At 69.5% G+C, this 21,990-nt stretch carries 21 protein-coding genes; 6 read left to right on the top strand and 15 right to left on the bottom strand.

The window, feature by feature from the left end; all coding sequences use genetic code 11:
- Positions 1-13 precede the first annotated feature (13 nt).
- From AB0M14_RS19350 to AB0M14_RS19335, 4 genes are all read left to right on the top strand, one after another.
- The gene (locus tag AB0M14_RS19350; protein WP_364996722.1) at positions 14-1,291 is read left to right on the top strand and encodes a bifunctional glycosyltransferase family 2/GtrA family protein; all 1,278 of its coding nucleotides are present in this window, start codon (positions 14-16) and stop codon (positions 1,289-1,291) included.
- On the top strand, positions 1,288-3,297 hold the full coding sequence (locus AB0M14_RS19345) for a glycosyltransferase family 39 protein (protein ID WP_364996720.1): 2,010 nt from the start codon (positions 1,288-1,290) through the stop codon (positions 3,295-3,297). The genes AB0M14_RS19350 and AB0M14_RS19345 overlap by 4 nt, the downstream gene beginning before the upstream one ends.
- Before the next feature lie 79 nt (positions 3,298-3,376).
- Positions 3,377-4,408, top strand: coding sequence for a hypothetical protein (locus AB0M14_RS19340; protein WP_364996717.1), 1,032 nt, complete (start codon positions 3,377-3,379; stop codon positions 4,406-4,408).
- 125 nt (positions 4,409-4,533) lie between these two features.
- Positions 4,534-4,887, top strand: a complete 354-nt coding sequence (locus AB0M14_RS19335) for a hypothetical protein (RefSeq protein ID WP_364996715.1) — start codon at positions 4,534-4,536, stop codon at positions 4,885-4,887.
- 7 nt (positions 4,888-4,894) lie between these two features.
- Here AB0M14_RS19335 and AB0M14_RS19330 read toward each other — a convergent pair whose 3' ends face one another.
- The 8 genes from AB0M14_RS19330 to AB0M14_RS19295 all read right to left on the bottom strand — a co-directional run bounded on the left by AB0M14_RS19330 (position 4,895) and on the right by AB0M14_RS19295 (position 14,777).
- Complete coding sequence (locus tag AB0M14_RS19330; protein ID WP_364996708.1) at positions 4,895-5,662, bottom strand: NAD(P)H-binding protein; 768 nt, start codon at positions 5,660-5,662, stop codon at positions 4,895-4,897.
- A gap of 97 nt (positions 5,663-5,759) precedes the next feature.
- Positions 5,760-6,368: a TetR/AcrR family transcriptional regulator gene (locus AB0M14_RS19325; protein WP_364996705.1), complete on the bottom strand. Its 609-nt coding sequence runs from the start codon at positions 6,366-6,368 to the stop codon at positions 5,760-5,762.
- Between the two features lie 4 nt (positions 6,369-6,372).
- A complete protein-coding gene (locus AB0M14_RS19320; RefSeq protein WP_364996702.1) occupies positions 6,373-7,149 on the bottom strand; it encodes an enoyl-CoA hydratase family protein in 777 nt (258 codons plus the stop codon).
- A gap of 9 nt (positions 7,150-7,158) precedes the next feature.
- Entirely contained in the window at positions 7,159-8,319 is a 1,161-nt protein-coding gene (locus tag AB0M14_RS19315; RefSeq protein ID WP_364996699.1) for an acyl-CoA dehydrogenase family protein, read from the bottom strand.
- Positions 8,320-8,321: 2 nt separating this feature from the next.
- Complete coding sequence (locus AB0M14_RS19310; protein ID WP_364996697.1) at positions 8,322-10,316, bottom strand: biotin carboxylase N-terminal domain-containing protein; 1,995 nt, start codon at positions 10,314-10,316, stop codon at positions 8,322-8,324.
- An 8-nt stretch (positions 10,317-10,324) separates the two neighbouring features.
- Positions 10,325-11,923, bottom strand: coding sequence for a carboxyl transferase domain-containing protein (locus AB0M14_RS19305; protein WP_364996695.1), 1,599 nt, complete (start codon positions 11,921-11,923; stop codon positions 10,325-10,327).
- Positions 11,920-13,068, bottom strand: a complete 1,149-nt coding sequence (locus AB0M14_RS19300; protein WP_364996692.1) for an acyl-CoA dehydrogenase family protein — start codon at positions 13,066-13,068, stop codon at positions 11,920-11,922. The genes AB0M14_RS19305 and AB0M14_RS19300 overlap by 4 nt, the downstream gene beginning before the upstream one ends.
- Positions 13,065-14,777, bottom strand: coding sequence for an acyclic terpene utilization AtuA family protein (locus AB0M14_RS19295; protein WP_364996689.1), 1,713 nt, complete (start codon positions 14,775-14,777; stop codon positions 13,065-13,067). The genes AB0M14_RS19300 and AB0M14_RS19295 overlap by 4 nt, the downstream gene beginning before the upstream one ends.
- 125 nt (positions 14,778-14,902) lie before the next feature.
- Between AB0M14_RS19295 and AB0M14_RS19290 the strand changes: the two genes are divergently transcribed.
- Positions 14,903-15,061 carry a hypothetical protein gene (locus AB0M14_RS19290; RefSeq protein ID WP_364996687.1) on the top strand — a complete coding sequence of 53 codons (159 nt, stop codon included), beginning with the start codon at positions 14,903-14,905 and terminating at the stop codon, positions 15,059-15,061.
- Here the strand turns inward: AB0M14_RS19290 and AB0M14_RS19285 are convergent.
- The 6 genes from AB0M14_RS19285 to thiO form a co-directional block, all read right to left on the bottom strand.
- On the bottom strand, positions 15,058-15,822 hold the full coding sequence (locus tag AB0M14_RS19285) for an adenylate/guanylate cyclase domain-containing protein (RefSeq protein WP_364998957.1): 765 nt from the start codon (positions 15,820-15,822) through the stop codon (positions 15,058-15,060). The genes AB0M14_RS19290 and AB0M14_RS19285 overlap by 4 nt on opposite strands.
- A gap of 561 nt (positions 15,823-16,383) precedes the next feature.
- Positions 16,384-17,160 carry an ABC transporter permease gene (locus AB0M14_RS19280; RefSeq protein ID WP_364996685.1) on the bottom strand — a complete coding sequence of 259 codons (777 nt, stop codon included), beginning with the start codon at positions 17,158-17,160 and terminating at the stop codon, positions 16,384-16,386.
- The gene (locus AB0M14_RS19275) at positions 17,160-18,095 is read right to left on the bottom strand and encodes an ATP-binding cassette domain-containing protein (protein WP_364996682.1); all 936 of its coding nucleotides are present in this window, start codon (positions 18,093-18,095) and stop codon (positions 17,160-17,162) included. The genes AB0M14_RS19280 and AB0M14_RS19275 overlap by 1 nt, the downstream gene beginning before the upstream one ends.
- Before the next feature lie 93 nt (positions 18,096-18,188).
- The gene (locus AB0M14_RS19270; RefSeq protein ID WP_364996679.1) at positions 18,189-18,950 is read right to left on the bottom strand and encodes a thiazole synthase; all 762 of its coding nucleotides are present in this window, start codon (positions 18,948-18,950) and stop codon (positions 18,189-18,191) included.
- Entirely contained in the window at positions 18,943-19,161 is a 219-nt protein-coding gene (gene thiS, locus AB0M14_RS19265; RefSeq protein ID WP_364996676.1) for a sulfur carrier protein ThiS, read from the bottom strand. The genes AB0M14_RS19270 and thiS overlap by 8 nt, the downstream gene beginning before the upstream one ends.
- Positions 19,158-20,285: a glycine oxidase ThiO gene (thiO, locus tag AB0M14_RS19260; RefSeq protein WP_364998955.1), complete on the bottom strand. Its 1,128-nt coding sequence runs from the start codon at positions 20,283-20,285 to the stop codon at positions 19,158-19,160. The genes thiS and thiO overlap by 4 nt, the downstream gene beginning before the upstream one ends.
- 78 nt (positions 20,286-20,363) lie before the next feature.
- Here thiO and thiE point away from each other — a divergent pair, with 78 nt between their 5' ends.
- Positions 20,364-21,062, top strand: a complete 699-nt coding sequence (gene thiE / locus AB0M14_RS19255) for a thiamine phosphate synthase (protein ID WP_364996674.1) — start codon at positions 20,364-20,366, stop codon at positions 21,060-21,062.
- A 71-nt stretch (positions 21,063-21,133) separates the two neighbouring features.
- On the opposite strand, the gene AB0M14_RS19250 is transcribed toward thiE, so the two are convergent.
- A complete protein-coding gene (locus AB0M14_RS19250; RefSeq protein ID WP_364996672.1) occupies positions 21,134-21,823 on the bottom strand; it encodes an NUDIX hydrolase in 690 nt (229 codons plus the stop codon).
- Positions 21,824-21,990: the final 167 nt, after the last annotated feature.

Below are 21,990 nucleotides of genomic sequence, written 5' to 3'. Positions count from 1 at the left end.
GACCGTGGTCGTCATGACCACAGTGCCCACTCGCGAAACCGCGACTGCCCCGCGACCCGCGGGGCCGACGGCGATCAGGCCCGTGCTGGATGTCGTGATCCCCGTCTACAACGAAGAGACCGATCTAGGGGTGTGCGTGCGCCGACTGCACGCGCACCTGGCCGCCGGTTTTCCGTTCCCGGCCCGGATCACCATCGCCGACAACGCCAGTACCGACGCCACGCTCCAGGTGGCCCGGCTACTCGAACGTGAACTGGACGACGTGCGCGTCGTCCACCTCGACGCCAAGGGGCGCGGCCGAGCGCTGCGCGCCGCGTGGGAGGGCTCCGACGCGGCGGTCGTCGCGTACATGGATGTCGACCTGTCCACCGACTTGAACGCACTACTCCCCTTGGTCGCGCCGCTGGTCTCCGGGCATTCCGATCTCGCGATCGGGACCCGCCTGAGTTCGGCGGCGCGGGTGGTCCGCGGGCCCAAACGGGAGCTCATCTCCCGCTCCTACAATCTGCTGCTGAAAACTACTCTGCGAGCTGGCTTTTCGGACGCACAGTGCGGTTTCAAGGCGATTCGCGCCGACGTGGCGCGCAAGTTGTTGCCGCTGGTGCGCGACGGTGAGTGGTTCTTCGACACCGAATTGCTGATCCTGGCCGAGCGGGCGGGGCTACGGATCCACGAAGTGCCGGTCGACTGGATCGACGATCCGGACAGCCGGGTCGACATCCTCGACACCGCGCGCAAAGACCTGCGCGGCATCGGGCGCTTGACCCGGGCGCTGACCACCGGCGCGCTACCGCTGGAGGAGTTGCGCCGGTCGGTCGGCCGCGAGCCGCTGGTGCCCGGCGTGCCCCTGGGCATGATCGGCCAGCTGGTGCGCTTCGCCCTGGTCGGAGTGCTCAGCACCCTGGCTTATCTGCTGCTCTATCTCGCACTGCAACCGATTGCCGGCCCGCAGCTCGCCAACTTCTCCGCCCTGCTGATCACCGCGGTCGGCAATACCGCCGCCAATCGTGCCTTCACCTTCGGCGTGCGCGGATCGAATGGCGTCGTGTCCCACCAATTCCAGGGCCTGGCCATTTTCGGCGTCGGACTCGCGCTGACCAGTGGGTCGCTTTTCGCGCTGCACCACTGGGCCGCGGGGGCGCCGATTCAGGTGGAGCTTTTCGTCTTGGTCGCGGCCAACCTGCTGGCAACCTTGATTCGCTTCGTCGGTTTGCGCTGGGTATTCCGTGACAGCGGCGGTCCGGAGCGATTCGAAGCGCAAGAACGCCTGGTCAAGGCTGGTGAACTGTGACTGCGACACTGAACCCGGCACCGGCGCGGCCTGCGGCGCCGCAGCGCGAGCGTGGATTCCGCTGGGAACTCCCGGCATTGGTTGCACTCTTGCTCACCACGCTGATCGGCTATCTGTGCAATCTCGATGCCAACGGCTGGGCCAATTCCTTCTATTCGGCCGCGGTACAGGCCGGTTCGGAATCCTGGGAAGCCTTCTTCTTCGGGTCCTCCGATGCCGCGAATTCGATCACGGTGGACAAACCGCCGGCGTCGCTGTGGCTGATGGAATTGTCGGTACGGGCGTTCGGGCTGAACAGCTGGAGCATCCTGGTGCCCGAGGTACTGCTGGGCGTCGCCTCGGTGGCGCTGCTGTGGGCGACCGTGCGCAGGCCGTTCGGACCCACGGCCGGCCTGCTGGCGGGTCTCGTGCTCGCGGTGACTCCGGTTGCCGCGCTGATGTTCCGGTTCAACAACCCGGACGCGCTGCTGGTGTTCCTGATGATCGGCGCGGCCTGGGCGATGACCCGCGCGATCGAGAACGGGCGCACCCGCTGGCTGGTGCTGACCGGTGCGTTCATCGGATTCGGGTTCCTCACCAAGCAGTTGCAGGTGTTGCTGGTCGTGCCCGCGCTGGCGCTCGCCTACCTGATCGCGGGGCCGCCGAAACTGGGCAAACGGATCTGGCAGTTGCTGGCCGCCGGCGCGTCCATGGTCGTGGCGGCCGGGTGGTGGCTGCTGGCAGTCGAGCTGTGGCCTGAGTCATCGCGGCCGTGGATCGGCGGCTCGCAGAATAATTCGATCCTGGAACTGACCCTCGGCTACAACGGGCTCGGCCGGTTGAACGGCAACGAGACCGGCAGCGTCGGCGGTGGCGGCGCGGAGCTGCCGCCCGGCGGCAACGGCATGTGGGGCAGCACCGGCATCGGCCGGATGTTCGACGCCGCGCAGGGCGGGCAGATCGCGTGGTTGATCCCGGCCGCCCTGGTCGGGCTGATCGCGGGAATGCTGCTGCGCGGCAAGGTCGCCCGGACCGATCCGCGCCGTGCCGCGCTGATCCTCTGGGGCGGTTGGCTCTTGGTGACCGGGCTGGTGTTCAGCTACATGGCGGGCATCTTCCACCAGTACTACACGGTGGCACTGGCGCCCGCGATCGCCGCACTGGTCGGGGCGGGCGCAGTGCAGCTGTGGCAGGCGCGCGACCGGCTCTGGGTCCGGCTCACGCTGGCCCTCGCCCTCGGCCTCACCACGGCGACGGCCTGGGTGCTGCTCTCGCGCAGTGCGAGCTTTGTGCCCTGGCTGCGCTGGGCGGTGCTGGGGGTCGGCATCCTCGCCACGCTCGCCGTGGTGTTCCCCGCGCCGCGCAAGCTCGCGGCGGCGACGATGCTGGCGGCGGCGTTCGTCGGGCTGTCCGGCCCGGTCGCCTACAGCGTCGACACGATCGCGTCCGCACATCAGGGTTCGATTCCGACCGCGGGCCCGGACACCGGCGGCATGCGGATGCTGGGCGGGCCGGAGGGCGCCCCCGCGAGGGGGCCGGGCAATGCCGTACGGATCGACGGACCCGATGGGCAGGCCGACGGCCGTGCGGACGGACAAGCCGCCGGACGGGCCGATGGCCAGGCCGCCGGTCGGGCGAATGGGCAAACCGACGGACGAAAGGGCGGTCCTAGCGGCCTTCTCGACGCGGCAACTCCCAGCACCCAGGTAACCGCGCTGCTGGAACGCGACAGCGGTGACTACACCTGGGTGGCGGCGACCATCGGTTCGCAGACCGCCGCGGGCTTCCAGCTGGCCACCGAACTGCCGGTGATGCCGATCGGCGGCTTCAATGGCAGCGATCCCGCACCGACCCTGGAACAGTTCACGGAGTATGTGGCCCAAGGGAAGATCCACTACTTCATCGGCGGCGATGGTCGCGGGGCCGGCGACGGCGCTGCCGCACAGATCACGCAGTGGGTCCAGGAGCATTTCACCGCCACCGAGGTCGACGGCGTGACGCTCTACGACCTGACCGCACCACGCTGAACGCTCGGGCTGTGCACCGGCTCCGGCGGGCCCGGTGCACGGCTCGACAGGCCCCGCCCCGGCCGTTAGGGTGACGCGGGTGAACGGGGTGCGGGACGAATTCCACACGGCACTAAGCAATTTCGAGCTGGCCGTGCGGGGCGGTGACCCCGAGGACATGCAGCGCGCCGACATCGAACTGCGAGCGCGCTTCGGCGCGGCGACACCCGAGGAATACGCGCTGGCCGGGCCGGCGCTGGCCGGCTTCCTCAACGACGTGCCCGCCGTGGCCCGCGGCCATGTGGCGGTCATCATCGGCGCGTGCGTGGAATCCGGCGCGGATCCGGTGCCGTGCGCGCCGCGCATCCTCGCGAACCTCGCCCAGAGCCTGGAGGGCGCGCGGAAATTCGCACAGCGGTGGCCGGAGGTCATGGACGGCACCGACATGCCGCACCCGGAGCAGGACCCGCTGATCCCGGAGTTGTTCGAGCTGTTCGGCGAGAGCGACGTCGTGGCCTGGTGGTCCCTCCCCTCGTGGCGGATGGCGGCGCTGGCGATGTTGCAGCGGCCCGCGGTGCGCAAGCGCCTGGGGCCGATCCGCGAAATGCTGCGGCAACGCCACGACGCGTTCGCCGAGCAGTCCGGCGACCACTGGAGCAAGGAGTTCGACTACCTCCTGAAGGTCTTCGAGGACGAACCCCTGCTGGTCCTGCATCGGGACAGCGGGACGGGCTACCGCTTCCGCATGTCGGGTCTCGGCGACAATTTTCAGCTGCACACCCTGCTCGCCGACGCGCTCATCGGCGGCGGGCACGTCGCGGGCGAGGCGCCGGCCGCCGACGCGGTGGCCGCCTGCCGCGATGCCGAGGGCATGGTGCTCACCAAGGGATCGTTCAACCTCGTCGCGCCGGACGGGGACTGGATCTGGAACGAGGGGACGCCCTGGGACATCCCGGTGGTGGACGGCGTCCGGCTGCTGGTCCTCGATCCGGAGCCGTATCAGCGGAACTGGCCGGCCGGCCGGTATTTCCCGTACCTGCCGGGCGACCTCACTTTCGAGCAGGTGCTGCCGGAAGCCGAAGCGGCGGCTTGGTTCTCGCACGTGAAACCGGCCAAGCATCCGTCGGATTAGTGCGAGACTCGCTATGCGGTAATGCGATTCGCCGATTACGTGAGAACCGGGCTGGTTTTGGGTAAAGATGTTCCAGCGCCTGAATTCCCGGTGGCGCAATCACTTTCGAACGAGCAGGAACCTGCGTGAACACGATCAAGAGATTGGCCTGCACTGTGCTCGGCGCCGTTGTCGCCGTGCTGCTCATCGTCGGATTCGGGGGTGTCGCCGCCGCCGCTCCCGCGCCCGTGCCCGTCGTCGCGGCCGAACCGGCGCCGCCGGTGGCGACGCCCGTCGCGGCCTGCATGGCTCCCGGTGACAGCATCGAGCTCCGCTCGGCGATCGCCGCCGTGCTCGGCACCACGATCGGCGCGATCGTGGGCCTGCCCATCTTCTTGTTCGGCGCCATTCCCGGCGCGATCCTCGGCGGCGTGGTCGGCTTCATGGTCGGCTCGACCTGGTACGCCCTCGACGCCGGTCAGGCGCCGCAGGGCTGCTGAGCGGAACTTATTTGGCGGCAAGCCATTCCGCGAAGGTGGGGCCGCCCAGGGTGGCGTGCGGCGCGGCCAGCAGCGTGCCGTCCTCGAACTGCTCGCGGTCCGGGTTGGCCGGGTCGCTGACCTCTTCGACCGTGACCTCGAGGCCGCGCTCGGCCGCGAGCAGCGCGGCGGCGCCCGCCATGGTTTCCGGCCGCGGCCCGGCGATTTCGGGCAGCGGGCCCTCGGCACCGGCCGGGGCCGGATTCACGGCCAGCTCGACCAGGGCTTCGGCGACCGTGCGGGCGGCGACCAGCTGGGTCCGCATCTTCGGCAGGCGGGCCACCTCGCCCTGAGTGCCCCAGCCGAGCATCACCTCGACCAGCTCGTGGAACTGCGCGGCGCGCAGGATCTGCACCGGCAGCGGGCCGTCCCGCAGCACCTGCTCGTGCACCAGCTTGGCGGCGTTGTAGCCGCCGGTGGCGTGGTCGATGCCGATGATGGAGACCGCGACCAGCTTCTCGACGCCCGCCTGCTGCCCCGCCGCGTGCAGGTTCTTCGCGGAGAACGTGAAGAACTCGGTGGCGATGTCCTTGTCGGCGGACGGGGTGCTGGAGGCGTCGATCACGACCTGCACGCCGCCGAGGGCCTCGGCCAGGCCCGCACCGGTTTCGATGTCGATGCCGTCGGCCCGGGAGAACGCGACCACCTCGTGGCCCTGCTCGATCAGCACATCCACCACGTGGCGGCCCAGTCGTCCGGTCGCTCCGGCCACCGCGATCTTCTTCGTGTTCGACATGTTCTGCTCCTCTGTCCGGCTTTCGCGGTGTTCTTCCGCGTTCACAGAGGAGACGAAGCCGGGCTCAGGAGTGTGACATCTCGGATGAAAACGCTGGTCAGGCGGTCAGCGCGGAGTGCAGGGTGATCGACCACTGGTCGACGATCTGCTTGCGGCGCGCGGAATCGTCGGTGAGGACGTCGGCCAGGCCGAGGCCGCGGGCCAGGTCGAGGGTGGCCTGCACCAGGTGGTGCGCCACGGGATCGGAATCGTCGACCCCGAGCGCCGCCACCGCGCGGCGATGCGCGATCCGGCCGAACTTGGCTTCCAGCGGGACGATTCGCTCCCGCAGCACCGGGTCCGCGGCGGCATGGGTCCACACCTGTAGCGCCGCTTTGAACAGGGTGGTGGTGTAGGACTCGACCAGCCCGGCCACCACGGCCTGGGTGCGGGTCAGGCCCTCGGCGACCTCGGCCAGCGCGACCGCCTCGGACTGCGACTGGGCCATCCGGGTGTCGAACATGTACTCCAGCGCCGCGGTGATCAGGTCTTCCCGGGTCGGGAAATGATGCTGGGCCGCACCGCGCGACACCCCGGCCCGCTCGGCGACCACCGACACGGTGGCGGCTGCCCAGCCGCGTTCGGCCAGGCAGTCGATGGTCGCCTCGAGCAGCCGCTGCCGGGTGGCCCGGCTGCGGTCCTGCTTCGGTTCGTGGGGTGTCGCCATGGGCTTATTGTGCCCAGCTCGGTGGCCGACGCTGCAGGAAGGCCAGCATGCCCTCCTGCACCTCGGGGGTGCCGAAGAAGCTCGCCGACCGCTTGGCCAGCTCCTCGGCGGAGTCGTCGAACGCCGCCAGGATGCCGCCGTTGACCAGGTTCTTGGCCTCGGCCAAGCCCTGCGGCGAACCCTTGCGCAGCTCACCGCACAGGCGCGCGACCTCGGCGGCCGGATCCTCGGCGGTGACCGTGACGAGCCCGATCTCCTGGGCGGTCCCGGCGTCGAACTTCTCGCCGGTGAGGTAGTACCGGCTGGCCGCGCGCGGGTCCAGGCGCGGTAGCAGGGTCAGCGAGATCATGAAGGGCGCCAGCCCGATTCGCACCTCGGTGAGCGCGAACGAGCTGCCCGGACCGGCGACGACGAGGTCACAGGCGGCGATGATGCCCATGCCGCCGGCCCGGACATTGCCGTCGATCTGCGCGATCACCGGCTTCGGGATCTCCACCAGACGGCGCAGCACGCCGATCATGACGCGGGTGCGTTCGTCCGCGGCCACGGCCGGGTCCGCGTTGGCGGCCTCGCTGAGATCGGCGCCCGCGCAGAAGGTGTTGCCGGTGTGCGCGAGGACGATGCCGCGCACCGCCGGGTCTTCCCAGGCTCGATCCAAGCCTTGCAGCAGCTCGGCGACCAGCCGGGAAGACAGGGCGTTGCGGTTGTGCGGCGAGTCCAGGGTGAGCACCGCGAAACCATCGCGCAGCTCATAACGCACGTAGGGTGCGGTGTCACTCATCGCGTCTCCTCAGTAGGACTTCGGCAGGCCCAGCGAGAACTGGGCGACGAAGTTGAGCACCATTTCCCGGCTGACCGGAGCGATCCGGCCGATGCGGGCGGCGGCGAGCATGGCGGCCAAGCCCACCTCGCGGGTCAGTCCCGCGCCGCCGTGGGTCTGGATGGCTTGATCGAGCGCCTTGATATTCGCCTCGGCCGCGGCGTATTTCGCCATGTTCGCGGCTTCGGCGGCGCCCATCTCGTCGCCCGCGTCGTAGAGGGTGGCGGCCTTCTGCATCATCAGTTTGGCCAGTTCCAGTTCGACCTTCACCTGGGCCAGCGGATGCGAAATGCCTTGGTGCGCACCGATCGGCGTCTTCCAGACGGTGCGCTCCTTGGCGTACTCCACCGCGCGATCGATGGCGTAGCGCGCGCCGCCGACGGCCATGGCGGCGCCCATGATGCGCTCCGGGTTGAGGCCGGCGAACAGCTGCATGAGCGCGGCGTCCTCGGAACCCACCAGGGCGGACGCGGGCAGCCGGACATCGTCGAGGAACAGGGTGAACTGGTGATCCGGCTCGATGATGTCCATTTCCTGGGCGGTCTTCTGGAAGCCCTCGGCATCGGTCGGCACAATGAACAAGGCGGGCTTGAGCTTGCCGGACTTGTGATCCTCGGTGCGGCCGACGATCAGCACCGCCTCGGCCTGGTCCACGCCGGAGATGAAGATCTTGCGGCCGTTGAGGATCCAGTCGTCGCCGTCACGGCGCGCGGTGGTGGTGATCTGGTGCGAGTTGGAGCCGGCGTCGGGTTCGGTGATGCCGAAGACCATCTTGCCGGTGCCGTCGGCGAGCTTGGGCAGCCAGTGCGACTTCTGCTCATCGGTGCCGTACTTGGTGATGATGGTGCCGCAGATGGCCGGGGACACCACCATCAGCAGCAGGCCCGCGCCCTGGGCGGAGAGTTCCTCCTGCACCAGCGCCAGTTCGTACATGCCCGCGCCACCGCCGCCGTACTCCTCGGGCAGGTTAACGCCCAGGAAGCCGAGCTTGCCGGCCTCGTCCCACAATTCGTCGAGCGGCTCGCCCTTGCGGGCCTTGGGCAGCACGTAGTCGCGGTAGTTGAACTTGGCGGCCAGGGCGGCCACCGCGCCGCGCAGCGCCTTCTGCTCTTCGGTTTCGATGAAACTCATTGCTACTCCTCGACTTCTGCTTCCGCGGGCTCGACCACCGCGAGCACGGCTCCGACGTCGACCTGCTGGCCGACGGTGACATTGAGGGCGGTGAGCACGCCGTCGGCCGGGGCGGCGATGGTGTGCTCCATCTTCATCGCCTCCAGCCACAGGATCGGCTGCCCCTGGGTGACCGGGCTGCCGGCTTCGGCGCCGAGCCGGATCACGCTGCCCGGCATGGGTGCGAGCAGCGAGCCGGTGGCGACCTGGTCGGCCGGGTCGCTGAACCGCGGCAGCCGGCGCACGGCGACCGGGCCCAGCGGCGAATCGACGCACACCAGGTCGTCGTAGCGGGCGATATCGAATTGCCTGCGCACCGCGCCGCGTTCGCCGGGAACGGCCAGCACGACCCGATCCGGGGTGGCCTCGAGCACGGCGAGCCCGTCGTGGCCCTCGACCGTGACCGCATTGCGGCCGAACCGGTAGCCGACCTCGTGGACGCCGCTGACCCGGCTCTCGTAGGACTTGCGCTGCGGCTGCGCGGGCAGGTTGCGCCAGCCGCTGGGCAGCCCGCCCGCGACCTTCGCGGCCGTGCGGTTCGCGGCGGCGTCGGCGAGGGCGGCGGCCACGATGGACAACGCCTCGTCCGCCTCGGACGCCAACGGCGCTGCGAGCGTGTCCAGCCCGTGCGTGGCGAAGAAGGCGGTGTCGGTGTCACCGGCCAGGAAGGCCGGGTGCCGCAACACCCGCACCAGCAGATCGCGGTTGGTCACCAGACCGTGGATCTCCGCGCGCTGCAACGCGGCGGCCAGCACTCGCGCGGCCTCGCCGCGGGTTTCGCCGTAGGAGATGACCTTGGCCAGCATCGGGTCGTAGTGCACGCCGACCACCGAGCCGTCGACCACGCCGGTGTCCAAGCGCACGCCCGGCCGGTCCAGCAGGTCGAATTCGGTGGCGACCAGCGGGATATCCAGCCGGTGCACCGGGCCGCTCTGCGGCTGCCAGTCCTGCGCCGGATCCTCGGCATAGAGCCGGACCTCGATCGAGTGCCCCCGCATGACCGGCGGTTCGGCGGCGAGCTGGCCGCCCGCGGCGATATCGAGTTGCAGCCGGACCAGGTCCAGGCCGGTGGTGCACTCGGTGACCGGGTGCTCCACTTGCAGCCGGGTGTTCATCTCCAGGAAGAAGAACTCGCCGGCCTCGTCGGCCAGGAATTCCACCGTGCCCGCGCCCGTGTAGTCGATCGCGCCGGCCGCCAGCCGCGCCGCCTCGAACAGGCGCTTGCGCATGCCCGGAATCCGTTGCACCAGCGGCGAAGGCGCTTCCTCGACGACCTTCTGATGGCGGCGCTGGATGGAGCATTCCCGCTCGCCCACCGCCCAGATGGTGCCGTGCTCGTCGGCCAGCACCTGGACCTCGATATGCCGCCCGGTCTCCAGGTAGCGCTCGCAGAAGACGGTCGGATCGCCGAAGGCGGACTCGGCTTCGCGCCGGGCCGCCTCGAGCTGCGGGCGCAGGTCGGCGAGTTCGCGCACCACCCGCATGCCACGCCCGCCGCCACCGGCGGACGCCTTGATCAGCACCGGCAGGTGCGCGTCGGTGACCTCGGCGGGATCCAGTTCGGCCAGCACCGGGACCCCGGCGGCGTCCATCAGCTTCTTGGACGCGACCTTGGAGCCCATCTGCTCGATCGCCTCGACCGGCGGGCCGATCCAGACCAGGCCCGCGGCCTGCACGGACTTCGCGAAATCGGCGTTCTCCGAGAGGAATCCGTAGCCGGGATGAATCGCGTCGGCCCCCGCGGCCAGCGCGGCCTCGATGATCAGCTCGCCGCGCAGATAGGTCTCGGCGGGCGTATTACCCGGAAGCCGCACTGCCGCATCGGCTTCGGCGACATGCGGCGCGGCCGCGTCGGCATCGGAGTACACGGCGACGGTGCCGAGCCCCATCCGGCGACAGGTGGCGAACACACGCCGGGCGATCTCACCCCGATTGGCAACCAGAACATTCATAACCATTGGCGGCCTCACATCCGGAAGACGCCGAAGCCCTCGGCGCCCTTGATCGGGGCATTGTGGATGGCGGACAACGCCATTCCCAACACCGTGCGGGTATCGCGCGGATCGATCACGCCGTCGTCGTAGAGCCGGCCGGACATGAACATCGGCAGCGACTCGGCCTCGATCTGCGCTTCCACCATGGCGCGCATCCCGGCGTCGGCCTCCTCGTTGAACGGCATGCCCTTGGCCTCGGCCGCGGCACGGCCCACGATGGAGATGACACCGGCCAGCTGCGCGCCGCCCATGACGGCGGATTTCGCACTGGGCCAGGCGAAGACGAAGCGCGGGTCGTAGGCGCGCCCGCACATGCCGTAGTGCCCGGCCCCGTAGGAGGCCCCCATCAGCAGCGAGATGTGCGGCACCTTCGAATTGGAGACCGCGTTGATCATCATCGCGCCGTGCTTGATGATGCCCTTCTGCTCGAACTCCTTGCCGACCATGTAGCCGGTGGTGTTGTGCAGGAACAGCAGGGGCGTGTTCTTCTGGTTCGCCAGCTGGATGAACTGGGTCGCCTTCTGCGATTCCTCGGAGAACAGCACGCCGCGAGCGTTGGCGAGGATGCCGACCGGATAGCCGTGCAGCTCCGCCCAGCCGGTGACCAGGCTGCTGCCGTAGAGCGGCTTGAACTCGTCGAAATCCGAGCCGTCGACCACGCGGGCGATGACCTCGCGCGGGTCGAACGGGATCTTCAGATCCGAGGGCACGATGCCGAGCAGTTCCTCGGCGTCGAACAGCGGCTCGATGACCTCCGCGCGCGCGGCCGGGCCCTTCTTCTCCCAGTTCAGCCGCTTGATAATGGAGCGGCCGAGGCGGATCGCGTCCTGCTCGTCGGCGGCCAGGTAGTCGGCCAGGCCGGACACCCGGGCGTGCATGTCCGCGCCGCCGAGGGATTCGTCGTCGGATTCCTCACCGGTGGCCATCTTGACCAGCGGCGGACCGCCCAGGAACACCTTGGAGCGCTCCTTGATCATCACCGTGTAGTCGGACATGCCGGGGATGTAGGCGCCGCCCGCCGTCGAGTTGCCGAAAACCAGTGCGATGGTGGGGATTCCGGCGGCGGAGAGCCGGGTCAGATCCCGGAACATGCGCCCGCCGGGCACGAAGACTTCCTTCTGCGTGGGCAAGTCGGCGCCGCCGGACTCGACCAGGCCGATCACCGGCAGCCGGTTCTCCATCGCGATGTCGTTGATGCGCAGGTTCTTGCGCAGCGTCCACGGATTGGAGGTGCCGCCGCGGACCGTGGGATCCGGCGCCACGATGATGCATTCGACGCCTTCGACCACGCCGATGCCCGCGATGACGCTCGCGCCGACATGGAAATCGCTGCCCCACGCCGCGAGCGGGCACAGTTCCAGGAACGGCGAGTCCTCGTCGATGAGCAGTTCGATGCGTTCACGCGCGGTCAGCTTGCCGCGCTTGCGATGCCGGGCCAGCTTGTCCGGGCCGCCGCCGGCGATCGCCTTGGCGAACTCGGCTTCGATCTCGGTGAGCTTGCCGCTCATGGCTGTCGCGGCCGCCGCGTACTCCGGCGACGCGCTGTCGAGTGTGCTGCGCAGTGTGGTCAAGACTGGTACCCCAATCGTTTCGCCGCCAATCCGGTCAGAATTTCGGTGGTGCCGCCGCCGATGCCGATGATCCGGATGTCGCGGTACTGCCGCTCCACCTCGGATTCGCGCATGTAGCCCAGGCCGCCGAAGAGCTGCACCGCCTGATTGGCCACCCACTCCCCCGCCTCCACGGCGGTGTTCTTGGCGAAGCACACCTCCGCGATCAGATCGGTGTCGCCGTTCGCCGCGCGCTCCACCACATTCCGGGTGTAGACGCGGGCCACGTCGGTGCGGCGGTGCATCTCGGTGACCGTGTTCTGCACGGCTTGGCGGCTGATCAGCGGGCGGCCGAAGGTTTCCCGGTTGCGCACCCACTCCAGGGTGAGATCCAGGCAGCGCTGGGCCTGCGCGTAGGCCTGCACGGCCAAGCCGACGCGCTCGCTGACGAACGCGCCCGCGATCTGATAGAAGCCCGAGTTCTCCGGCCCCACCAGGTTTTCCACCGGCACCCGGACATCGACGTAGGACAGTTCGGCGGTGTCGGAGGCCAGCCAGCCCATCTTCTCCAGCTTGCGGCTGACCGTGAAGCCCGGCGTACCCTTCTCCACCACCAGCAGCGAGATACCGCTCGCGCCGGGACCGCCCGTGCGGACCGCGGTAACCACGAAGTCGGCGCGCACGCCGGAGGTGATGAAGGTCTTCGCGCCGTTGACGATGTAATGGTCGCCGTCGCGGCGCGCTGTCGTCGTCAGATGTCCGACGTCGGAACCGCCGCCCGGCTCGGTGATCGCCAGCGACCCGATCTTCTCTCCCGCCAGCGTCGGCCGGGCGAAGCGCTCGATCAGATCCGCGTTGCCCGAGGCGATGATGTGCGGCACCGCGATCCCGCAGGTGAACAGCGAGGCGAACAGACCGCCGGAGGCGCCGGCCTGATGGATCTCCTCGCAGACGATCATCGCGTCGATGCCGTCGCCGCCGGAACCTCCGACGGCTTCCGGGAATTGGATGCCGAGCAGGCCCAGCGCACCGGCCTTCTTGTGCAGCTCACGCGGGATCTCGCCGGCGCGCTCCCAGTCGTCGAGGTGCGGCAGGATCTCCCGCTCGACGAAACCGCGTACGGTGGCGCGCAACTCGCGGCGCTCGGGTGAATTCCAAGGACTCACAGCAACTCCACGGGGATATCGACATGACGGGAGCGCAGCCATTCGCCGAGCCCCTTGGCCTGCGGATCGAAGCGCGCCTGGTAGGCCACGCCCTTTCCGAGCAGGCCGGAAATGATGAAGTTCACGGCGCGCAGGTTCGGCAGCACATGCCGGGTCACCGGCAACGCGGCGGTTTCGGGCAGCAGTTCGCGCACGCGCTCAACGGTCAGGGTGTGCACCAGCCAGCGCCATTGGTCGTCGGTCCGCACCCAGACGCCGATGTTCGCGTCACCGCCCTTGTCGCCGCTGCGCGCCAGCGCGATCGTGCCGAGCGGCACCCGCCGGGTGTCGCGGGCGGGCCAGGTCTCCGGCCCGGCGGGCTCCGAAACCTCCTCCAGCGCAAGGGTTTCCGTCGCCGGGGCGATGTCGACCCGGGTACCCTCCGGCAGCACCGCGACGTGCGGCACCGCCGTGGCATCGACGAACCCGGGCGAATACACGCCGTACGGAGATCCGTTGCCGGGCAAGGTCGTAAAGCTGCACCCCGGATAGCTGGCCAGCGCCAGCTCGACCGCCACGCTGGAGAACGCCCGCCCGACCTTGTTCGGATCCGGATCGCGCACGACGCAGCGCAGCAGCGCGCTGGCCTGCTCCTCGGTCTCGGCGTCGGGCCGGTCCAGCCGCGCCAGGGTCCAGTCCAGCTCGGCGGGCCGCACCGTCAGCCACGATTCCAGTTGTCGTTGCGCCAGTTGGGCTTTGGCTTCGATATCGAGCCCGGTGAGGATGAATTCCATCTCGTTGCGGAAGCCGCCGAGGGTGTTCAACGACACCTTCAGCCGCGGCGGCGGAGCTTCACCGGTCACGCCGCTGATCAGCACCCGGTCCGGGGCCTGCTGGGTGAGTTCGATGCTGTCCAGTCGCGTCGTGACGTCCGGCCCCGCGTACCGGGCGCCCTGGATCTCGTACATGAGCTGGGCCTGCACCGTATCCACGGTGACCGCGCCGCCCGTGCCGTCGTGCTTGGTGATGACGCTGCTGCCGTCGGCACGGATCTCGGCGATCGGGAAGCCGGGCCGCCCGAGATCGGCGAGCTCCTGGAAGAAGGCGAAGTTGCCGCCGGTGGCCTGGGTGCCGCATTCGATGACGTGCCCCGCCGCCACGGCCCCCGCCAGCGGGTCGTAATCGGTTCGGGCCCAGCCGAAGTGCGCCGCCGCGGGGCCGACCACCACCGAGGCGTCGGTGACCCGGCCGGTGACCACGATGTCCGCGCCCGCGTTCAGGCACTCCACGATCCCCCAGGCGCCGAGGTAGGCGTTCGCGGTCAGCGGCGCGCCGAGTCCGAGTTCGCCCGCGCGGCCCAGCAAGTCATCGCCCTCGACGTGCGCGATCTTCGCGTCCAGCCCGAGATCGGCGGCGACCTTACGCAGCTTCTCGGCCAGCCCGGCCGGATTGAGCCCGCCCGCGTTGGCGACGATCTGCACATTGCGTTCCAGCGCCAGCGCCAGGCAGTCCTGCACCTGGCGCACGAAGGTCTTGGCATAGCCGAGGTCGGGATCCTTCATCCGGTCCCGGCCCAGGATGAGCATGGTCAGTTCGGCGAGGTAGTCGCCGGTGAGCACGTCGAGCTGCCCGCCCTCGAGCATTTCCCGCATGGCGCCGAGCCGGTCACCGTAGAACCCGGAGCAGTTGCCGATCCGGATGACCTCCGGGTCCGCGGCCAGATTTCCCATAGCGCCCAGCATCACATCCGGGCCAGAAAAAAGCAAGCACGCGTGCTTGTTAACTATCTACGCAGGTCGGGGCCTGGTTTACCCGGGGTAAGCCCGGTCGGGAGCAACCCGGCAGAATCAGCACAATGTCGACCGACGTCTCTGTGATCCTGCTGCTCGCCCTGTCCGGGTTCCTGGCCGGCGGGGCCTACTCGCTCTGGAAGACCACACGCCCGCTCGCGATCGCGCTGGCCGTGTGCGCCGTGCTGGCCGCCGGCGGGGCGATCGCCTGGGGAATCGGCTAACTCTCCGACAGGCGATAGATGCGCAGGTCTTCCGGCACGCCGCTGAGCGGCGCCGCGAAGAAGCTGCGGCGATAGGGTTTCACCGCGTAACCCAGCTCTGCCAGCGTCTCCGGTCGCAGCGACTTCAAGGTCGCCTCCGAGAGCATGGTGTTGCCGTTGCCCCCCGCCTCCATCACACGCGCGGCGATGGTGACGTCCACCCCCAGCCAGTCGCCGCCGATCTCCCGGGGCGAGCCGGTGTGCAGACCGATCCGCATCTGCGGGCGATAGCCGTGCACGCTCACGTTCTCCAGGTTGCGCTTGGCGTGCGCCGCGGCCCGGACCGCGCGATCGGCCGAGGTGAAGACGGCCATCACACCGTCGCCCATGCGTTTGACCACATGACCGCCGCGGTCGGCGATCGGCGGCTCGATGGCCTTGGCGACGCCGCGCAGCAGTTCCAGGGTGGCCTCGTCGCCGACGGAGAGCGACCAGCGGGAGAACGCCACCAGATCGGTGAACATGACAGTTACTTCCGCGCTACCTTTGCCGCGGCCTACGCGCTCCAGCATCGCCTGCCAGACCTGCAGGGCACCGAAGCCGATCTCGCGGGCCGCGCTGGGCGTATCGCCGACCAGTTTGTCCGCGGCGCGGGCCACCGCGCGCGGACCGCCGGGACCCGAAACCGACAGCGGGTCACCGAAAGCCGGATCACCGGGCAGCTGCTCACGGGCCCGGCGCAGTACGCCGATGAAGTCCGGGCGCTGGTTCGTGGCCGACATCAGCGCGGACAGCTGGCCCCGGCGAAAGTATGGACCCCCTCGACGCGGCGGCTTCGGCTCGTCCGACGACTCCAGCGGTATGACGACTTCAGGCGGAACGCCCCCGTTGTCCTCCGGCTCCGGCACGGGTTCGGTACCGCCGGAAGGTGTATCCCTCACGCCCCGAGCGTAGCTCAGGAGATCAGGCGTCGGCAGGTTACTCGGCGTCGTCAACGTGCTACCCCACTATCGGTCGATGCGGGCACAGCAAGAGGCCCGACGGCGGATAACTCGAGGATTGCTGTGGTCGAGAATACTGGCTGGTCAGCACGGTTTTGCAAAGATATGTTTCACATTCGCCCCGGCTTGTCCGGGTTGTCCGGATAAACAGTCCCGTTTGTCCGGAATCCCACACAGTCTTGGGAGAAGCATCACGGCCCGGTGCGGACGAATCCGCACCGGGCCGTGCTGGTCACACCGTCCACCGGGCAGTGGCAGGCGATGTGCGCGGGGCACGCGGACCTCCCGACAAGGTCGCGGCCCAACCCGAGTGGCGAGGGAAGGCTACCCGGGTCGTCTCTCTCAGGCGTCGCGCTTGTTCACCGAATACAGGGCCGCGCCGAAGACGATCGCGACGAACGCGGCGAAGTACAGCAGGCCGCCCCAGGGTCCCCAGTGGAACTGGCTGATGGAGGTTTCCCCGCCCGAGCCGAGGAAGTGGTTGGCGTTGGCGAAGGGCAGGAACGGCGTCACGTTCTTGGCGACCCACGGGATCGCGCCGAACAGGCCCTCGATCAGCAACGGCCACAGGATCAGCAGCGAGATCGCCGCCGCCGACTGCCGCACCAGCACGCCGATGGCCACCGCGAGCACCACACAGAGGAACCCGTAGATCGGCACGCCGAAGAGCGGTCGCCACGAATCCGCGCCCGAGAGCTCGAGATTCGGCGCCAGCTCGGCCCGGGCGAGCGTCTTGACCAGGACGTAGGCCAGCGCCACCAGCGCGCCGGTGAGCACCGCGCCGTAGACGCCGAGCAGCCCGGCCTTGGTGCTGATCACGCGAGCGCGATGCGGCGTGGCCTGGAAGGTCGTCCGGATGATGCCGAAGCGATATTCGTTGGTCACCGCGAGCGCCGCCATGATCATCAGCACCATGACGCCGAATCCGGCGATGCCGCTGGACGCCATGGCCGGGGTGAGACTCGGCGCCTCACTGGCGTTTTCGGAGCCGTAGGTGGCATTGGTGATCAAGGTGAACAGCAAGGGCAGACCCAAGCCGAGCACGATGATGATCGCCGTGCACCACCAGGGCGACCTGGTCGAGGTCAGTTTGATGCGTTCCGCTGTCAACACGCCCATCAGAGCGCACCTCCCATCACTTCATCCAGGCCGACGCCGTGATACTGCACCGCGCCGCCGGTCATCCGCATGAACGCCTCCTCCAGCGAAGCCCGCTGCGGGGACAACTCGTAGAGCGTGATCTCGTTGGCGGCGGCCAGTTTTCCGACCGCGTCACTGGTGACGTCCACCGCGATCAACGCGTCCGAGCCGTCCTCCTCACGCACGGTCATCCCGTTCGAGGTGAGCAGGCTGCGCAGCTGATCCAGCTGCGGGCTGCGCACCCGCACCGTCGATTCCGAGGCCTTCTCGATGAATTCCTTGGTGCTGGAATCGGAGATGAGCTGACCGCGGCCGATCACCACGAGATGCTCGGCGGTCTGCGCCATTTCCGAGAGCAGATGGCTCGACACCAGCACGGTGCGGCCCTCGGAGGCCAGCCGCTGCATGAAGCGGCGGATCCACAGGATGCCCTCGGGATCCAGGCCGTTCACCGGCTCGTCGAACAGCAGCACCTGCGGATCGCCGAGCAACGCGCCGGCCAGGCCGAGCCGCTGCGACATGCCCAGCGAGAAACCGCCCGCGGGCTTGCCGGCGACCTCGGACAGGCCGACCAGCTTCAGCACCTCGTCGACCCGGGTGGCCGGAATGTCGTTGGTCGCCGCCATCCAGCGCAGATGCGAGCGCGCCGAACGATTCGGATGCACCCACTTCGCGTCCAGCAGCGCGCCGACTTCACGTAGCGGAGACTCTAGTTCGTGGTACGGCATGCCGTTGATCAGCGCCGTGCCCGCGGTGGGCTGGTCCAAGCCCAGGATCATCCGCATCGTGGTCGATTTACCAGCGCCGTTGGGTCCGAGGAAGCCGGTCACCTGTCCTGGTTGGACGGTGAACGAGAGATCCTGAACCGCGACGGTCTGGCCATAGTGTTTGGTCAGGCCCCTCAGTTCGATCATGCGGCCAAGCATTCCGTAAAACTCGCGCGGATGCGTCAGCACAAGGTGCCGAGTCTTCTCATCCTCGAGGATGAGAAGAACCCGGAGGTGCGGTTATCGGGATGGGGAAGAAGCCTGAGCCCAGAAACGCTTCGGAATGCGGCCCGCCAGCCGGGCCCCGTATCCGGCGCGCACCGCGTCGGCCATCGCGGCCGCCATCAGGGCGGGCTGCTGCGCTCGGGTCACGGCGGTGGCGAGCAGGACGGCCGAACAGCCGAGCTCCATGGCCAGGGCCGCGTCGCTGGCCGTGCCGATGCCCGCGTCCAGAATCACCGGGACGCCCGCGGCGGCCACGATCATCTCGATATTGTGCGGATTGCCGATGCCCAGGCCGGTGCCGATCGGCGAGCCCAGCGGCATGACCGCGACGCAGCCCGCGTCCTCCAGGCGGCGCGCGAGCACCGGATCGTCATTGGTGTAGGGCAGCACATTGAAGCCCGCGTCGACCAATTGCTCCGCGGCGGTGAGCAATTCGAGCGGGTCCGGCAGCAGGGTGCGCTCGTCGAAGACCACTTCCAGCTTCACCCAGTTGGTGTCGAGGGCCTCACGGGCCAGCTGCGCGGTGAGCACGGCCTCGGCGGCGGTGCGGCAGCCGGCGGTGTTGGGCAGCGGCATGATGTCCAGGCGCTTCAGCAGATCCAGCACGCCGGTGCCGCCCGCCGCGTCCACCCGGCGCATGGCCACGGTGGTCAGCTCCGTGCCCGAGGCCAGCAGCGCTTCCTCCAGCACGGTGAGGCTTTCCGCGCCGCCGGTGCCCATGATCAGGCGCGAGCCGAACTCGCGGCCGGCAATGCGTAACGGGTCCAGGTCAGCCACCCTGCACCGCCGTGAGCACCTCGATGTTCCAGCCCCGGCCGACCGGGGAATCCCAGCGGGACTTCGGGAACACAGCGCCGTCGACGGCCAAGGCCACGCCCTGGCACGGCAGCTCGAGGCGCTGCAAAAGCTCACGCACCGTGAGCGATTCGGCGAACTCGTGGTCCTGCCCGTTCACGGTGACGCCGATCGGGACCGAAAGTGCGGTCATCGAATTCCTCCTAGAGATGACGAGAAGTCCGACGCGGAGGGCGTCGAGAAACGCCGCGGGTCAGCGGATCGCGCTGCCGGCAGCGGGGATCCGGCCAGCTCGCCCAGCACCGCGTCGACGGTGAGCGGGGTGGTGAGCATGCCGTTGCGGCCGTGGCCGGTGGCGACCACGAGCCGGCCGGTGAGCCTGCCGATCAGCGGCAGGTTGTCCGGGCTGCCGGGGCGCGAACCCGCGCTCGCTTCGGACAGTTCGTATTCGCCGATGCCGGGCAGGATCGCCTCGGCGTCGGCGATCAGGTCGCGGACGCCGCCGACGGTCACGGTGGTGTCGAACCCGGCTTCGTATTGCGTTGCGCCGACCACGATTCCGTCGCCGCGCGGCACCAGGTAGACCGGTCTGCCGTGCACCCGGGCGCGAATCACCCGGCGCGGTACCGGAGTCGCTCCGGGCCGGTGGCGCAGCCGCAGGATCTCGCCCTTGACCGGGCGGACCGGCAGTTCGGGGCGCAGGCGGGCCGAGGCCGCGCCCGCGGCCAGCACGATCTGATCGAAGTCGAGGTCGAGATTCTCGACGGCTTCGGCGCGTATCCGGACGCCGGCGGCGGCGCAGGCTTTCCGCAGCCCGTCGAGCAGGCGGCGATTGTCGATGGCGGGTTCCGCGGTGGCGAGCAGCCCGGCGCGCACCGTGCGCGCCAGCGCGGGTTCCAACTCGCGCACCCCGGCGCGATCCAGTACCCGCAGGTCGGAGCCGACCCCGTCCAGCGCCCCGCCGCCCGCCGCGGCCCGGCCGCCGACCCAGTCGGCGATGGTGCGCAGGTCCGCTGCGTCGGCGGCATCGAGGGCGACGGTCAGCGTCTCGTCCGCGACGCAGACATTCACACCGGACTCGGCATCGAGCCGGGCGGCGAATTCCGGCCAGCGCGCCAGCGCTGCCGCGCCGAACTCCAGGACGCGTTCCTCACCGGGCCAGCCCTCCGACAGCGGCGCGAGCATGCCGCCCGCCACCCAGGAGGCCCCGGAGCCGATCGCGGGATCGAACACGGTGACCGACCAGCCCGCCTCGGCCGCCCGCCAGGCCACACCGAGCCCGATGGCGCCGCCACCAACGACGGCCAGCGTCCCCATTCCGTTCACCGCTTTCCTGTGCCTTTTTCCACCCCCACCCGTTCGCATACCAACGGTAGCGCGGCTACCGTCGGAGTCGTGCATCCCTCCCATCAGAAAAGATCACTTTCCCCCAGGGAACGGCTGGCTACCGCACGGCTGTATCTGTGCACCGACGCACGCCGGGAAAAAGGGGATCTGGCCAAGTTCGCCGACGCGGCGCTGGCGGGCGGAGTCGACATCATCCAGCTCCGGGACAAGGGCTCGGCGGGTGAGGCGAAGTTCGGGCCGCTCGAAGCCAAGGCCGAGCTCGGCGCGCTCGCCGAGCTGAAAGCCGCGGCCCGCCGGCACGGTGCGCTGTTCGCGGTCAACGATCGCGCCGATATCGCGCTCGCCGCGGGCGCGGACGTGCTGCACCTGGGCCAGGGTGACCTGCCGCCCTGGTACGCGCGCCGGATCCTCGGGCCCGAGGTGGTGATCGGCCGCTCTACCCACAATCGCGCGCAGGCCGGGCTGGCCGCCATCGACGAGCACATCGATTACTTCTGCACCGGGCCGGTGTGGGCGACGCCGACCAAGCCTGGGCGCACGCCGTCGAGCATCGATCTGCTCCGGTCCACCGCCGACGCGCATCCGACGCGGCCGTGGTTCGCGATCGGCGGGATCGAGCTGGAGCGGGTGCCGGAGGTGCTGGACGCGGGCGCGGATCGGATCGTGGTGGTCCGGGCGATCACCGAGGCGCGGGATCCGGAAGCGGCCGCGCGGGAATTGAAAGCGGCGCTGCTCGCCAACGCGTGAGCGGTCGCGGTGTCGCTCGTCAGGTCCCAGCCGTAGCAGTGCCAGGGCTGGTCAGGTTGCCGACGCGGTGGTCAGGTGAGGAGCTGGCCGCGGGTCAGGGCCAGGACCGCGGCTGTCAGGGACTCGGTCGCGGGCGCTTCGGAGTCGGAGTTGTCGACGATGCGCGCGTGCGTGCCCGGACCGTCGGGTTCGGCGTGCAGCCAGTAGAAGCCCTGATCGGCGAGGTCGACCGTGCGAGGCAGGGCAGCCGCGACCTGGCGGGCCTCATCGCCGTCGGGCAGATCGTCGAGGCAGACGCGGGCCGGGGCCGCGCGCAGGGCCGGCCAGGCGAGGGCGAAACCGGGATGCAGCGGGTGCTCGCCGACCTCGGCCTCCGGGACCCAGGCCAGGGCGGTGCTTTCCTTGTTGCGGCTGGTCGGCAGGGTCATGACCGCGTCCGCGACGACCGTGGTGTAGGTCCAGCCGCTGGCAGCCTGTGCGGTGACGCGCTCACTGCGAACACGCACATCGGCCGGGTTGATGCCCGCTTCCTCCCAGGCCTCGCGCACCGCCGCGTGCACCGGCGTCTCATGGCTGTCGCGGGCGCCGCCGGGCAGGGCCCAGGTGCCGCCCTGATGACTCCACAGCGCGCGATGCTGCAACAGCACCGCGGAACCGCCGCCGGGCAGGGGGGCGCGCAACAACAGTCCGGCGGCCCCGAAACGGCCCCAATGCCGAACGCCGCTGGGGTCCTTGGACCACCCGTCCCCGTCACCACGCATCGCCGACCATCCTCGTCCGCCGTGGGTGCAGACTGGTTTTCCAGGGGCGTTTCACATCCACGGCACCGGTATGCCCACAATAAACTGCGACGCAGGGGCACAGGGAGGCGCGGACCCTCCCCTCGCCCACCCCGCCGGCTCCGCCCGGCGACCATCCCCGGAGGTGA

The sequence above is a fragment of the Nocardia sp. NPDC051832 genome (assembly GCF_040681285.1).
Classification (GTDB): domain Bacteria; phylum Actinomycetota; class Actinomycetes; order Mycobacteriales; family Mycobacteriaceae; genus Nocardia.
The sequence above is the reverse complement of the archived record's forward strand: the minus strand, read 5'-3'. Positions and strand labels throughout refer to the sequence as shown.